Source organism: Ruegeria sp. CL7 (assembly GCF_056536445.1).
Window position 1 is genome coordinate 273,512 of sequence record NZ_JBQFPQ010000002.1, and the last position, 14,885, is coordinate 288,396.

A 14,885-nucleotide genomic window follows, 5' to 3' on the forward strand; every position below is an offset into this window, starting at 1 on the left:
ACCGATGAACAAGCATTCAGCGCTTTCGTCTGTTCTGACCCCGGTAAACACCGCCAAGGGCCTGCCGAACGAGCATTATATCGATCCCGATATCTTCGCCGAGGAACGGGAGGCGGTCCTGTTCGCGAACTGGTCGGGCATCGGTTTTGGCAAGGACATTCCCGAAGCGGGTGATGCCTTTCCGATCGACTTTCTCGGCGTGCCGCTTCTGATGGTGCGCGACCGTGACGGACAGATCGGCGTTTTCCAGAACACCTGCCGCCATCGCGGAATGATCTTGGTCGACAAGCCGCAGAAAATCCGCGGCGCGATCCGTTGCCCCTATCACAGCTGGTGTTACGGCCTGAATGGCGAGCTGCGCACGGCGCCGCATGTCGGAGGCCCCGGACAGAACACGCATGAAGATCTGGACTTTGCTGAACTGGGCCTGATCCGCATACGTTCCTATGTCTGGCGCGATGTTGTCTTCGTGAATGTGGATGGCAACGCCCCGGAGTTCGAAGAGGTTCATGGCGAGCTGATGGAACGCTGGAAAGATTTTGAACAGCCCATGTATCATGGCGGTGCCGGCGCGTCTGTCCGGCTCGAGCTGAAGTCGAACTGGAAACTGGCGGTCGAGAATTTCTGCGAAAGCTATCACCTGCCCTGGGTTCACCCGGGTCTCAACAGCTATTCGCGCCTGGAAGACCACTACAACATCAATGAACCGGGCAAGTATTCGGGTCAGGGCACCTATGTCTATCGCCAGTTCGAAGGTCAGGATGGCGAAAAACTGGATGACTTCCAGAATCTCAGCGAAAAGTGGAACGAAGGGGCGGAATACATCGTCGTGTACCCGAACACCTTGCTGGGTGTTCAACGCGACCATGGATTTGCCTTCATCATCGATCCGATCACGCATGAACGGTCAAACGAAAGGATCGAGCTGTACTACGCCAAAAAACCGGAAGACGCACCCGAGCACGAAGCGTTGCGCGCAAAGAATGCGCAGCTTTGGAAAACCGTTTTCGAAGAGGATGTGTTCGTGGTCGAGGGCATGCAGAAAGGCCGTCACGGTGTCAAATTCGACGGCGGCCGTTTTTCGCCCGCGATGGATGGCCCAACGCATTGTTTCCACCACTGGGTGGCCACTCAGATCGAAAAAGCCCGTGCCGAGGCATAGGCGGCTTTCCGGCCGGATCATGGGCTGAGGGCGCCACGGAAGTATCCTGCGCGGTCATTTGCAATCAGGAACATCGCAGATGCAGGCGATGTTCCAAGATTGCGCAAAGACGCGTGCGGATGCGTGTGATGGGTTCATCAAGGGCCGGTCCGCATCGTTGACGGCGCTGGGAAATCAGGATTCAGGCGCAAAAAGGTAGGAAGCGTATGATGATTACGTACAGGCCAACACACTTAGCGTTTCCGGTAAGAGGCTGACCTTGGATCTGCAAGAACTCGATAAGCACCTGTTGCAGGCTCACGCGGATAATGATGTGCCTGCGCTGATCCGGCTGTACCACGAGGCAGCCGACCGGGCCGAGCAAAACCAGGATCTCGACGCTGCTTGTTTTTACCTTACACATGCGTTTGTGTTCGCGCTGGAGTACGGCGCGCCCGAAGCGGATGAGTTGAACCGAAAACTATACGAGCGCGGCCGCGCCCATCGTTTGGTGTTCTGACGAAATCGGTGTAGTTGGGGTATCGTGCTGGCAAAGAGACAAAGCATGACCCATTTTACCTTTCTGTGCCTCGAAGATTTCCCGCTTGCTGCCCTGTCCATGGCCATCGACCCGCTGCGCGTGGCCAATGAGATCAGCCGCAGCGATGGTCTTGGCTGGACTGTCGTTTCGGAAGATGGACAACAGATCATGTCCAGCTCACGCCTCAGCATCAACCCTGACAAGGCATTGTCCGAGGTGGAGGAAACCGACGTCGTGCTGGTCTTTGCCGGGGCCTCAGCCCGGTTGAAGGATCGCAAGGCTTCGGGCGGAGCGCTGCGACGGCTTTTGTCCCGTGGCGCGCGGATCGGTTCGGTCAGCGGTTCACTTTTTGCGCTGGCGGAAGAAAAGTTCTTCGATGGTTACAGCTGTAGCGCGCATTTCTGCTATACCGCTGCGTTGAAGGAACAATTCGACAGGGTGAACCTGTGCGACACGCTCTATACGATAGATCGCAACCGAATGTCCTTTGCCGGGACTTCAGCGGTTTTTGAATTCATGCTGGGCGTGATTTCGGATGAGGTGTCCGATGCGGTTGCCGTCGAAACGGCCTGCTGGTTCCAATACGCGACTTTGCGTGATGCGGACACGTTGCAGGTTTTGCCGGGCTACAGCAAAAATCAGACCCGCAATGCCCTGCCGCGCCCAGTGCGGCGGGCCATCGAGTTGTTTGCAAACAACATCGAAAACAAGATCTCGATCGAGCAGGTTTCGAAACGCGTTGGCATGTCCATCCGGCAATTGGAGCGGCATTTCAAGAAGGAAACCGGGATCAGCCCCGGAGGGTACTATCGCAGACTGCGACTGGATGCGGCGCGGCAGAAGCTGCTTTACACCGATCAGCCTTTGCAGGAAATCGCGCTTTCGGTCGGGTATGACAGCGCCAGTTCGTTTTCAAGCAACTATCGGCGCGCATTCGGTCTGCCGCCAGCTCAGGAACGCAAGGAACGAAGCCGCGGCGCCAGACACGCGGCTTTGTCCTTAGGACACCGTCCTTCACAGGGCCCTGGCCACCTCGATCAGCATGTGGTGAACTGAAATCGCATAGCTGCGTGGCGCGTAGATCGAAAAATCCGTTATCGCCTCATTGCAGCGCAGCAGGCACCCCACATGATGGATTGCGGTGCGGTTGAAGGCTCCGGCCTGCATCTGCTCGACATCCAGAACGGTCAGGCGTTGCAGCAAGACTGTGGCACCCTGCCCGGTCATGTCGATGCGTGTGAACGCGTCCGACTGATCGGTCACCGACGCCATGCCGACCAGCTCGGTTTCCATACGCCTGGCCAACTCCAACGGGCCTGCAAAAGCTTCTTCGCACAGGTACTGATCCGGGCCCAGCCAGTGCAGGCTGCTGGTTTCGCCCTTTTCCCACCGCCCCGCCTCAGGCACCGGGATTCCGCAAACGGTTTGAAGTTTGGCTTTGACGGTTTCCTCGTGTCCCAGCCTGGCTGAGACGGATGCCAGTGCCACATCCTCTCGTTCCTGAAAGGTCAGAGTTCCGACCACGTCCCGTTTGGGTTCACTGCCGCCAATGGCGGTCTTGGCAACAAAATCACGCACGGAGCCGTTCTCCTTCAGGGTCAACGAAATACGCGCTGACAAGCGTCGCTTTGATGTTGGTGTCATCCACCGGGCTGACAATCTGCACGGTGTCGCCCAATCGCTGCGCCCCGCGTTTTACAAAGGCCAGTCCGATGCTGCTGGACAGGTGCGGCGAATAGGCAGCCGATGTGACATAGCCCAGATCGTTTTCCGGCAGGTGTGGCGCATCCTCGTCGAACACATGGCCTCCGGCCAGCACGGTATCGGCAGTGTTGACCGGCTGAATGCCGACCAAAGCCAGGCCATCCGGATCCGTCAGAGCTTCGCGTGCGCTGAGCGTCGCACCGATACTGTCTTTCTGGGTTGAGACCATGCGCCTCATGCCCAGGTTGTGGGCGCTGGTGGTTCCGTTCAGTTCGTTTCCGGTGGCGTGCCCCTTTTCGATCCGCAGAACACCAAGCGCTTCGGTGCCATACGGCGTTACGCCAAAGGGTTCCCCAAGCGCCATCAAATGTCGGATCAGCGCGTCACCGTACCGGGTTGGCACGGCCAGCTCATAGGCCAGTTCACCCGAGAACGAGATACGGAACAGCCGCGCCGGGATCCCCCCGGCAATGGTCACCTCGCCACACGCCATGAAGGGAAAACCTTCGTTGCTGATGTCATAGCCGTCATCAACGACCTTTTGCAGCAACTCACGGGATTTCGGGCCCGCTATGGCATATTGTGCCCAAGCGTCGGTGGTCGAGATCATCTGCACATCCATGTCCGGAAACAGGCATTGATGCACGAACTCCATGTGGCGATAGACACCAACCGCGTTTGCGGTTGTGGTGGTGACCACAAAGTGATCTTCGGCCAAGCGGGCGGCAGTGCCGTCATCCATGGCTATGCCGTCTTCGCGCAGCATCAAGCCATAACGGGTTTTGCCCACCGGCAGTTTGGCAAAGCCGTTGCAATAGATCTTGTTGAGGAATTCCGCGGCATCCGCGCCCTGCACGTCGATTTTGCCCAGCGTGGTCACGTCGCAGACGCCGACACCGCTGCGTACGGCCAGAACTTCGCGATCCACGGATTCGCGCCAATGGGTCTCACCAGCCTTGGGGAACCATTGCACACGCTGCCATAGGCCCACCTCGACGAATACCGCGCCCTGTTCTTCGGCCCATTGATGGCTGGGCGTCAGTCGCGTGGGTTTGAATTCTTTTCCGACCGAGCGCCCGGCCCAGGCCCCCATCGCCACGGGCGTGTAGGGTGGCCGGAAGATGGTCGTGCCGGTTTCTGGAATGCTCTTGCCGGTGATCTCGGCCATCACGGCCAGCGCGCCGACATTCGCGGTTTTGCCCTGATCGGTCGCCATGCCAAGGGTGGTATAGCGTTTCAGATGCTCGACACTGCGGAAGCCTTCCTGTTCGGCCAGTTTGACATCCTTGACGGTCACGTCATTCTGGAAATCCAGCCAGGCGCGGCCTTTGCCGGGCACATGCCACAACGGGGTGATGCGGATCTCATCATCCTCGGCTTTCGGCAGGTCGACCGGGCAGGCCCTGATCCCCAGCCCGTCAAGCGCCGCAAGTGCCGCATTGGTGCCCGAGGCGATCGCCCCGTGGCTGGTCAGGTTGCCAGCGGCGGCACCGGCGACACTCATACCCTTGGGCAGTTCGGCAGGTGGGATGAAGGCTGCAAGCGGTTCGAACCATTGCGGGCGGCCGCGCTGATGGCATGTCAGTTGCACATTCGGATTCCACCCACCCGAAACGCCCAGACCGCTTACTTCGATGGGGCGGGTTTGACCATCGGCCATCTGCACGGTGATCGATTTCAGCCCCAAACGGCCCTGCGTATTCGTGACCTGCGCCCCGGCCAGCAATTCACATTCGGCAATGCGCGGTGCATCGTGGCGCGGGTCGATCACGGCAACAACATTGATCCCGGCTTTGATCAAATCCTGTGCGGCGCGGTGTCCTTCGTCATTGTTGGTGAAGATCGCCACGCGCTGGCCCGGTGTCACGGCCCAGCGGTTTGCATAGGCCCGCATCGCGCCCGCCAGCATTATGCCCGGTCGGTCGTTGTTTTCGAAAGCAATCGGACGTTCGGCAGAGCCGGCACAAAGCACCGTGTGCTTCGCGTAGATGCGCCACAGAATCTGGCGTGGTTTCCCCGCCTCGGGCACCGCAAGGTGATCCGAGACCCGCTCAAGCGCGCCGTGAATACCGTGATCATAGGCGCCGAACACGGTGGTACGCGTCAGAAGGCGCACGTTGTCCATCGATGCCAGCTCTCCCAGTGTCTGCGCGACCCAATCGGCATTCGAAATGCCCTCGAACCGGTCACAGTCAGACAACAAACGCCCACCCATCCGGCTGTCTTCGTCGGCCAGAATGACCCGCGCGCCAGACCGCGCCGCCGTCAACGCCGCGATCAGGCCGGAGGGACCGGCGCCGATAACCAGGACATCGCAATGCAAATAGCCCTTGTCGTAGATATCCGGGTCGGCCTCCTGCGTCAGGCTGCCCAGACCGGCCGCCTTGCGGATCATCGGCTCATATAGCTTTTCCCAGAACGCCTTAGGCCACATGAAGGTCTTGTAATAGAAACCCGCCGTCAAAAAGGGCGAGAGCCGATCATTGATCGACAGCGCATCGAAGGCGAGCGAGGGCCAGCGGTTCTGCGATGTCGCCTCGAGCCCGTCGAACAGTTCGACCGTGGTCGCGCGTGTGTTGGGCTCCTGTCTGTTGCCTGTGCGCAGCTCGACCAGCGCGTTGGGCTCTTCCGAACCCGAGGCCAGCACACCGCGTGGACGGTGGTATTTGAACGAACGGCCAACCAGGCGCACGTCATTGGCCAGCAGCGCCGAGGCCAGCGTATCACCCTGATAGCCTTCGTAGGATTTGCCATCGAAGGTAAAACGCAGCTTTTTGGACCGGTCGATCAGACCGCCCTGCAAACGATTGTTCTGGGTCATTTTCCCCGTCCCGTCTTGCGGGCTACATCCCGCGCCAGTTCTGTAGCCAGAATTTCATGGGTCAGCGTGTCGCGTGTCACAACCAGCCACGAGCGGTCGCCCTGCTCGTGAAACCACAGCTCTCGGTGGGTTCCTGCCGGGTTGTCGCGCAGGTAGACATAGTCGTGAAACTCGGCGGCGGCCGTGTCGGATTGCCAGTCGGGCCGATTGATCAGACTCGCGTCGCCCAGATAGGTGAATTCGGACGCGTCACGCGGGCCAAGCAGTGGATGATTGATGATCATGTCCGGGCCTCCTCAGTGCAGGTTGGGCTGTGCGCCCACGCCTTTTTCGTCAATCATCTGCCCGGTTCTGAACCGGTCCAGACGATAGGCAGATGCAACGTCATGCGGTCGGTCGGTGGCCATCAGATGCGCGAAACAAAAACCAGATGCTGGCGTTGCCTTGAACCCGCCGTAGCACCAGCCACCATTAAAATAGAGCCCTTCAATTCCGGTGTGATCAATGAACGGCGAACCATCCATCGACATATCCATCACGCCGCCCCACATCCGCAGCAGGCGCGCGCGACCGATCATCGGCATCAGGGACATGCCACCTTCGGCCACGTCCTCGACCACAGGCAGGTTGCCGCGTTGTGCATAGGTGTTGTAGCCGTCGATATCGCCGCCAAAGACCAGACCGCCCTTGTCCGATTGGCTGACATAGAAATGTCCGGCGCCATACGTGATCACCCCGTCAAGCACCGGTTTCAGCCCTTCGGTCACAAAGGCCTGTAGCACGTGGCTTTCGATCGGCAGGCGCATCCCCGCCTGTGCCATCACGCGCCCGGAAGACCCGGCAACCGCCACGCCCACCTTCTTGGCGCCGATGTAACCCCTTGTGGTTTCAACGCCCAGCAGTTTTCCGTTTTCGATGCGGAACCCGGTGACTTCGCAATTCTGGATGATGTCGACCCCCCGTTGATCCGCGGCACGGGCATAGCCCCAAGCGACACCGTCATGACGCGCCGTACCACCGCGGCGATGCAACAGACCGCCCTTGATCGGAAAGCGCGCATCGTCAAAGTTCAGGAACGGATACATCGCGCGAACGCCCTCTGCATCCAGCAGTTCGGCCCCAGAGCCGGTGAACATCATCGCGTTGCCACGACGACGATACGCGTCACGCTGCGCGTCCGTATGACAGAGGTTCAGAATACCGCGCTGACTGACCATCGCATTGTAGTTCAGGTCCTGTTCAAGATTTTCCCACAGTTTCAGCGACAGCTCATAGAATGGCTGGTTGCCATCCAACAGGTAATTGGCGCGAATGATCGTTGTATTGCGCCCGACGTTGCCGCCACCGATCCAGCCTTTTTCCAAAACGGCAACCTTGGCGGCGTTGTGTTCCTTGGCCAGATAATATGCCGTCGCAAGGCCATGGCCGCCGCCGCCAATCACGATGAAATCATAGCTTGATTGAGGCTCGGGATCACGCCAAGCCGGTGTCCAGCCCCGGTGCCCGTTCAAAACCTGCCGCATAATCGCGAGTGCCGAATACCGCATGAATTTGTGTCCTTAACCCTCAGTGCGCCGAAGCATCATGTGCCGCCGGGAAAGCCCCAGTCACGACGTAATCCGTCACGGAGTTTATCGGTTGCGACAATTTTCAGACCGGTATTGGGATTGATTGGCGCGCGACCGGGCAATTTTCCGGGTGCCCACCATGACCGCAGCGTTGAGGTTGCAGGATAAAAAGCAACGCACCTGGTGCGAAGATCAGAACCTCAACAATTCAATCGAATGCCCGGCGGGCAGGTCTTCGATCTCGGCCGGTATGATCGCCAACCCGTCTGCCTGCGCCAGCAAGGCAACACGGCCACTGTAGGAGGGCGCCATCAGACGCACATTGGGAAGGCCACGCGGCGAGGTACCGTCAATCTGGACCGGGCGATATTCCTGCCGACCCGCGCGACGCTGCACCGGTTCGGCCAACACGGCCTGAACAGGTACCTGAGGTCTGTGGCACAAGCCTGCGCGCCGCGCCATCATCTGCGACCCGATTATCTGCCATGTCACATAGGCTGACACCGGGTTGCCGGGCAGGCCAACGTAAAGAGCACGCCCGCGCCGCCCGAACATGACCGGTTTACCGGGCTTCATCGCCACTTTCATGACATCGGTTTCGCCGCCAATCGCGCTGAACAGCCGGGGCATGTGATCTTCATCCCCGACGGACACGCCCCCGGTCGTGACGATGAGATCCGAGGCAACGCATGCCTCGCGCAGAACCTGTTCCAGACGGGTCGGGTCATCCACGACCGGTCCCCGGTCGATCAGTTCGATCCAGGGTTTTTGCAACAGCGCCAGCAGCATATAACGGTTCGAGTTGTAGATTTGGCCGGGGTCGAGGGGTTCGCCCGGTTGACGCAGTTCGCTGCCTGTCGAAAAGATCGTGACCTTCAGTTTTCGAAACACTAGGACCTCACCATACCCGGCGGATGCCAGGGCGGCCATCTCGCGCGGTCCAATTTCACAGCCGCGTCGCAGGATCGGACCCCCGGCACAAAGATCTTCCCCTGCGCGTCGGATATGCTGGCCGGGTTTCGGGCGGCGGCTGAATCGAATCCTGTCGATCAAAAGATCGCAATCTTCCTGCATCAGCACGGCATCGAATTCAGGTGGCACCGGAGCGCCCGTGAAAATGCGCAAAGCGCTGCCTTCGGGTGCATCATGGTCGCCGCAGTCACCCGCAGCCACGCGCCCGGCGATGGGCAGCTCGAACACCGGCCCGTCACTCAGATCACCGGTGCGGATGGCATAGCCATCCATGGCCGAGTTGTCGAAGGCAGGCATATCAACCTTGCTGGCGCAATCCTCGGCCAGAACCCGGCCTATAGCCTGTTCCAGCGGCAAAATCTCGGTTTCGGCAACAGGATCGGCGACGGAAAGACCGCGTTCAAGGGCGTCCTCGACAGTCAGATACATGTCGGCGTGGCGGTCACAGGCACATCCATCAGCCATTTTGAATCTCCGAAAATATTAAGCGTCCTGCAAATCCCGGCTGTTCGTCCGGATCCAGATTGGGCAGGCCGTCGTTGAATTTTTCCAAGTCCGAGCTGGGATCAGCAACGACCGGCAGCGTACCCACGTTATGCCGACCATGTGCGGCGCGACCTGTGCCGTCATCGCCTTCTTTCACGGACGACAAATCCTGCTCGGGTTGGCCGCAAAGCTCAGACACGCGCGCGCAGTCAGAGTTCATGCCAAAGGTGGACGTTACGGTGGGCAGCCCAGCCATTCTCTCGAAGCCCTCGGTATCCTTGGCAGGGATTGGTGCAGATAGCGTCAGCCAAGTGTTCATCCGTCCCTCCGGAGCTCAGGCCACCCGGCGGGAAACCCCCCGCAGGTCAGCCAAAACGCTGATCATCACCGGCAAAAGGACGCGATGGTTTTGTCGCACGGTCCGGCCAGAAATTCCCGGCCAATGGACAGCAAGGCGGGTTTACTGTCATTGACATAGGTCATGATCCGCGTTCGGGCGTCCCATCAGAAAGGGCACATTGTCGCGTCTTTCGGTTCCGCAAGTAATGAAATCACAATCGCAGCGCTGGCCCTTTGGTCGATTTCGAAAGGAAAAAGGCTGGCTTGGTCGCGAAAAGTCGACAAGTGCAGGTGTCGGGATCTTTTTCAGCAGATCCTGGCCGAATGCCAGACGTTCTTGACCGTCATGTAATTCTCAAGGCCTTCGGTTCCGCCTTCCCGACCATAGCCACTGGATTTCACGCCCCCAAAGGGCGTTTCCGGCATGGATGCTTCAAGTGTGTTGATCGAGAGATTGCCGACCTCGACCTCGTCGATCAGACGGTCGATGTAATCCGCCCGATTGGTGAAAGCGTACCCCGCCAGCCCGTAGGGAACTGAATTCGCCAGAGCGATCGCCTCATCCAGCGAAGCCACCGGGTTGATCACCGCAACCGGTCCAAACGGCTCTTCGCGCATGATCCGAGCCGCTTTAGGAACGTTCAATAACACCGTGGGTTCAAAGAAATATCCCCGCTCACCCAGCCGCGATCCACCTGTGGCAAGCGTTGCCCCCTGCGCCACTGCGTCTTCAACCAGCTCTGACAAGGCTGGCACGCGCCGGTCGTTGGCCGTTGGGCCCATTTCAACGGTTGCGTCAAGCCCATTGCCGACAACTGTGGCCTTGGCCCTCGCAACAAATCCGGCCGCATAGGCGTCAAAAATACTGTCATGCGCGAAGAAACGGGTTGGGGATGTGCAGACCTGACCGGCATTGCGCATTTTGCGGACCGCGCCTGAAACGGCCGCCGATTGCACATCCGTATCTTCGCAAACGATGACCGGCGCGTGGCCACCCAACTCCATAAGCACTCGGGTGTCGTGCCGGGCCGCCAAAGTGGTTAAATGACGCCCGACGGTTGTCGATCCGGTGAAGGCCACCAAGCGAACGGGGTCCTGCGGGATCAGATGACCGGATATCTCGGATGGTTCACCGAACACCAAATTCAGAACCCCTGCCGGCAGACCGGCATCTTCGAACGCTTTTGCTATGTGCAAAGCGCCGGCAGGCGTTTCTTCTGCCGCTTTCAGGATCACTGAACAGCCCGAGGCCAAAGCACCCGCGATTTTCCGGGCAGGTTGGCTCATGGGGAAGTTCCACGGCGAAAATGCCGCGACAACGCCGACAGGCTGGTGATGAACTGCAAATTTGTGACCCTGCGCCGCCGGAATGATCCTGCCATAGGTCCGCATCGCCTCGCCCGCATCCCATTCAAAGAACTCGGCGCCTCGAATGACCTCCAGCCGGGCCTGCTTCAAAGGCTTGCCATGCTCCAGTGTAATGGAATGCGCGATTTCTTCCTGCCGCTGACGCATGAGGGCTGCCGCCCGCAGGATCGTATCCGCGCGTTCCCGCGGCGATGTGCGGCGCCACAGTCGAAAGCCTTCGACGGCCGCTTGCAGCGCGTCGTCCAGGTCTTTCGCCGATGCGCAAGGCAACCGACCGAGTTCTTCCTCGGTTGCCGGGTTGACAACCGGGATATCGCGCCCGGTTTTTCGCCACGTGCCGCCAATGAACAGCCTGAGCTCTGGATACATGAAACTGGCGCCTCCATTTGCCTTGATTTTTGATCGCGCGATGCCTCGCATGAGTTCAAGCGCATTGCGCGAATACGGATATCAAATTGGCGGATATCTGGTCTGTCTGCTCTGCGCCGCCCGATGCAGGGCCGTTTTGAAAGCGCGCCCAGCGGGCGACAGATCGTCGTCGGCGCGGAAAGACACTCCAATTGGTCCCTGCCCGAACGGAACCTCCCAGGTGAGCTGGGCAAGATGGTTGTTTTCGATATCCTGGACGACGACTTCGGCCGGCATAAGGCCGATCAGGTCGCGGGATTGCAGCAGCGCCCGGTTCGTCAGGTAGGACACGGATTCAATGGCGACCGGTGGCACGTATTGCTGCTGGCCGACGAAAAAATGATCCGCCTGACGTCGCAACGTGGTCTCTTGCGGGGGAAGAATCCAGCCAAACGGCTTGGTTTGCGCAAAGGTCACGGCGTCCCGCTCAGCAAGCGGGTGTTGAGGGCCGACAATGGCCAATATCCGATCCTCGAACAGTTTTTCCTGTCGAATCTTGTCGCGATGCCGGTGCGACGGCAGGCGTCCTACAACCATGTCGATCTCACCCGACAGCAGCCGGGGCATGAGCACCTCGTTTGTCCCTTCGCTGATCTTGACCGCAACGTTCGGGCGGTCTTCCAGCAGCAGTTCAATGGCGGCAGGTAGCAGGCTGGTTGACGCCGCAAGCAGTGTTCCCACCACGACACGGCCGGAATTTCCTTCGTTCAGGTCGTCCAGTTCCTGCGCGGCATTGGAAACCTGAGCAAATATCAGCTTCCCGTGACGTATGAGAGTTTCGCCAAAAACCGTTGGCACAACGCCTCGGTTGGTGCGCGTGAACAGCTTGACTTCGAAATCCAGTTCAAGATCCTGAATCATCTTGGTTGCCGCTGGCTGAGATATTCCCAGCTCACGCGCAGCATTCTGAATGTTTCCATGCGCGCCAACTGCAACCAGCAGACGCAGCTGCCGCAGCTTCAGGCGGGTCAAGGCGCGGTCAACGATGCGAGAGTGACGCCCAACCATGGCTACAGCACAATCGGCTTGCACAGCTGATCCAGCTTGGACAGCACACTCATGGCCGCAAGCGCCGAGCTTCGCGGGTTGTCGGGCAGCGCGGTACCGCTGATCCGGAACTGAAACGTGCCGAAATCGCCCTCGGCCTCGACCTCGTGAATGTTCTTGTGGATCGTCGGATCGGCGATCAGACGAACCTGTGTGTTATCGAACCCCACGCCCGCCAAGGCGACGGCGGCGGCGACATTTGCGTTCTTTGGGTAAGCCAGCGCCGCCTCTCTTGCGGAACCTTGAAAATGGGTTTCAGCCGCGGTGATATTGCCGAGGTCAAGACTGTGTTCGGCAAGGGATCCCTTCCACCCCGCCGGCGGCTTGCGCCCCACATATGTGACGGATTTGAGCGGCCCGACCGCTGCGGCGCTGAGACAGTCCAGCCCACCTATGGCACCGCTTGCCAGATGCAGCCGCGCCCCGCCCTTTCGCGCGGCCCTGTCCAGCCGATCACTGACCTGCTGATCCGCAAGTGCGCCGGCAGAGACACTGATGATATCCAGCCCTCGTGCCAGAACGTCCGGACCCAAACCGGCCAGTGCCTCGTGCCCCGCGCAATCCAGAACAATTTCGATTCCGGCCGGCAGGTCATCAACCGAACCAATTGACTTGGGCGATTTTGAATCAACGCGGTGTGGTCTGACCAGAATGGCTGCCAACTCATGCCCATGTTCTGGCAACATGCGCTGCACAAACTGCGCGATTGCGCCGGCTCCGATGACTGCGATCTTCATGTCTGGACCCTAGACCAGCATTGAAAAAATCTGAATTGGTAAGTTTGTGGTATATTTTTTTCAGATATCCATTTCCCTGAAATGGCACTGGACCGACCCGCCTGGTGTGTTTTGTTCCTGTTGAAGCCACGGGGACCACGTTGGAAATGAAATACTCAAAACACGACGCGAAGGCCTATGCCCGCGAACATATGACTGGGATATGGGCAGCGGCACTGAACCCGTTCAATGATGACCTGTCTCTGGATGAATCGGGACTGCGCGCCAACATCCGCCATTGGATCGACGATCTGGACATCCAGGGCCTTTTCGTCGCCGGCAAACAGGGCGAGTTCTTTTCGATGAGCATCGAAGAGCGCAAGCGCAACTTCGAAATTGCCGTTGACGAATGCGCAGGCAAAGCCGGTGTCATCGTCTCGGTCTCGGACCAGAACATGAATACGGCCTTGGACCTGGCGCATCACGCACAGAATTGCGGCGCGGATTACATCGTTCTGCACGCGCCGGTTCTGAGCTTTGTGCAGGATCGCGGAGAGGTTTTGTACCAGTACTACAAGCGTTTTTGTGACGAACTGGATATCGGCATCGCCATGTGGAGCCATCCAGACAGTGGCTATTTGATGCAGCCCGAAGAATGCGCCCGCATTGCGGACTTACCCAATATCGTTGCGATAAAATACTCGGTCCCGCGTGAGATGTACGTGAAGCTGACCCACATGGTGGGCGACAGGATCCATGTCTCGACCTCGGCCGAAGATGAATGGCTGGACAACATATTGGAACTGGACTGGAAGTTGTATCTCTGCTCGTCCCCGCCCTATCAGCTGCAAAGCAAGGTTGATCAGCGGATGAACGAATACACGCGTCTGGCCTTTGCGGGAAAGGCCGATGAAGCGCGGCGTGTCTTTGACAGTCTGAACCCGGTCCGCGACGCGATGAAACGCGCGCGCCCTGCGGGCAAACCCACTGCATTCGGAAAGTACTGGCAAGAGTTGCTGGGTCAGGTCGGTGGCCGTGTACGCCCGCCGATGCTGGAACTGACCGAAGCGGAAAAAGCGATCATTCGCAAAGCGTTCGACGAATGCGGGCTGCGCGTCTGAGCTGGGTGAGGCCGGGCAGTATAAGGAAATCGGATAGCGAGATGCTGATAATTTCTTTGCGGTCATGCAAAAACGCGCCAAACTTTCAGGGATAGGGAGTGGGACATGTCAAAACTGAAAGCGTTCAACTTTAAGGCCTGGATCGACGAGCATCGCCATCTGCTCAAACCGCCCGTAGGGAACCGTCAGGTTTGGGAAGACGCCGATCTGATGGTCACCGTTGTGGGTGGCCCGAACAAGCGAACCGATTACCACGATGACCCGGTGGAAGAATTCTTCTACCAGCTTGAAGGCGACATGGTGCTGAAAATCTATGACGGAGAGGAGTTCTATGATGTTCCGATCCGTGAGGGCGAGGTTTTTCTGCTGCCTCCGCATGTACGCCATTCGCCACAGCGCCCTCAGGAAGGCTCGATCGGGCTTGTGATTGAACCCAAGCGCCAGACCGGAGAGCTGGACGCCATCGAATGGTATTGCTTTGAATGCGGATCACTGGTGCATCGAGCGGAAATGCAGCTAAAGTCCATCGTTGATGACCTGCCTCCGGTTTATCAGAAGTTCTATGCCTCGGAACAAGACCGCACCTGCCCCAATTGTCAGGCTGTGCACCCGGGAAAGGAACCGCCCGAGGGCTGGGTCACGTTGTAAAACAA

14 protein-coding genes are annotated in these 14,885 nt (G+C 58.9%); 5 read left to right on the top strand and 9 right to left on the bottom strand.

Annotated elements, in window-relative coordinates:
- Nucleotides 1-4: 4 nt before the first annotated feature.
- The 3 genes from ACR0LI_RS09835 (at nt 5) to ACR0LI_RS09845 (ending at nt 2,738) form a co-directional block, all read left to right on the top strand.
- Complete coding sequence (locus ACR0LI_RS09835; RefSeq protein WP_480718437.1) at nt 5-1,162, top strand: aromatic ring-hydroxylating oxygenase subunit alpha; 1,158 nt, start codon at nt 5-7, stop codon at nt 1,160-1,162.
- Between the two features lie 259 nt (nt 1,163-1,421).
- A complete protein-coding gene (locus ACR0LI_RS09840; RefSeq protein ID WP_171119331.1) occupies nt 1,422-1,661 on the top strand; it encodes a hypothetical protein in 240 nt (79 codons plus the stop codon).
- A gap of 45 nt (nt 1,662-1,706) precedes the next feature.
- On the top strand, nt 1,707-2,738 hold the full coding sequence (locus ACR0LI_RS09845) for a GlxA family transcriptional regulator (protein WP_171635947.1): 1,032 nt from the start codon (nt 1,707-1,709) through the stop codon (nt 2,736-2,738).
- Here the strand turns inward: ACR0LI_RS09845 and ACR0LI_RS09850 are convergent.
- The 9 genes from ACR0LI_RS09850 to ACR0LI_RS09890 form a co-directional block, all read right to left on the bottom strand.
- Nucleotides 2,697-3,260 carry a sarcosine oxidase subunit gamma gene (locus ACR0LI_RS09850; protein WP_480718438.1) on the bottom strand — a complete coding sequence of 188 codons (564 nt, stop codon included), beginning with the start codon at nt 3,258-3,260 and terminating at the stop codon, nt 2,697-2,699. The genes ACR0LI_RS09845 and ACR0LI_RS09850 overlap by 42 nt on opposite strands.
- Nucleotides 3,253-6,207: a sarcosine oxidase subunit alpha family protein gene (locus tag ACR0LI_RS09855; RefSeq protein ID WP_480718439.1), complete on the bottom strand. Its 2,955-nt coding sequence runs from the start codon at nt 6,205-6,207 to the stop codon at nt 3,253-3,255. Before ACR0LI_RS09855 ends, ACR0LI_RS09850 begins: the two co-directional genes overlap by 8 nt.
- The gene (locus tag ACR0LI_RS09860; RefSeq protein WP_152460339.1) at nt 6,204-6,491 is read right to left on the bottom strand and encodes a sarcosine oxidase subunit delta; all 288 of its coding nucleotides are present in this window, start codon (nt 6,489-6,491) and stop codon (nt 6,204-6,206) included. The genes ACR0LI_RS09855 and ACR0LI_RS09860 overlap by 4 nt, the downstream gene beginning before the upstream one ends.
- Before the next feature lie 12 nt (nt 6,492-6,503).
- Nucleotides 6,504-7,754, bottom strand: coding sequence for a sarcosine oxidase subunit beta family protein (locus tag ACR0LI_RS09865; RefSeq protein WP_171723708.1), 1,251 nt, complete (start codon nt 7,752-7,754; stop codon nt 6,504-6,506).
- A gap of 213 nt (nt 7,755-7,967) precedes the next feature.
- On the bottom strand, nt 7,968-9,212 hold the full coding sequence (locus tag ACR0LI_RS09870; protein ID WP_480718440.1) for a molybdopterin molybdotransferase MoeA: 1,245 nt from the start codon (nt 9,210-9,212) through the stop codon (nt 7,968-7,970).
- Complete coding sequence (locus tag ACR0LI_RS09875) at nt 9,205-9,552, bottom strand: hypothetical protein (RefSeq protein WP_171723706.1); 348 nt, start codon at nt 9,550-9,552, stop codon at nt 9,205-9,207. The genes ACR0LI_RS09870 and ACR0LI_RS09875 overlap by 8 nt, the downstream gene beginning before the upstream one ends.
- 326 nt (nt 9,553-9,878) lie before the next feature.
- A complete protein-coding gene (locus ACR0LI_RS09880; RefSeq protein ID WP_480718441.1) occupies nt 9,879-11,309 on the bottom strand; it encodes an NAD-dependent succinate-semialdehyde dehydrogenase in 1,431 nt (476 codons plus the stop codon).
- Nucleotides 11,310-11,390: 81 nt separating this feature from the next.
- Complete coding sequence (locus ACR0LI_RS09885; protein ID WP_171635933.1) at nt 11,391-12,356, bottom strand: LysR substrate-binding domain-containing protein; 966 nt, start codon at nt 12,354-12,356, stop codon at nt 11,391-11,393.
- Between the two features lie 2 nt (nt 12,357-12,358).
- Nucleotides 12,359-13,132, bottom strand: a complete 774-nt coding sequence (locus tag ACR0LI_RS09890) for an aspartate dehydrogenase (RefSeq protein WP_480718442.1) — start codon at nt 13,130-13,132, stop codon at nt 12,359-12,361.
- Between the two features lie 146 nt (nt 13,133-13,278).
- Between ACR0LI_RS09890 and ACR0LI_RS09895 the strand changes: the two genes are divergently transcribed.
- Both ACR0LI_RS09895 and ACR0LI_RS09900 read left to right on the top strand, forming a co-directional pair.
- Nucleotides 13,279-14,232: a dihydrodipicolinate synthase family protein gene (locus ACR0LI_RS09895; protein WP_480718443.1), complete on the top strand. Its 954-nt coding sequence runs from the start codon at nt 13,279-13,281 to the stop codon at nt 14,230-14,232.
- A 105-nt stretch (nt 14,233-14,337) separates the two neighbouring features.
- The gene (locus tag ACR0LI_RS09900) at nt 14,338-14,880 is read left to right on the top strand and encodes a 3-hydroxyanthranilate 3,4-dioxygenase (RefSeq protein ID WP_152460347.1); all 543 of its coding nucleotides are present in this window, start codon (nt 14,338-14,340) and stop codon (nt 14,878-14,880) included.
- Nucleotides 14,881-14,885 lie beyond the last annotated feature (5 nt).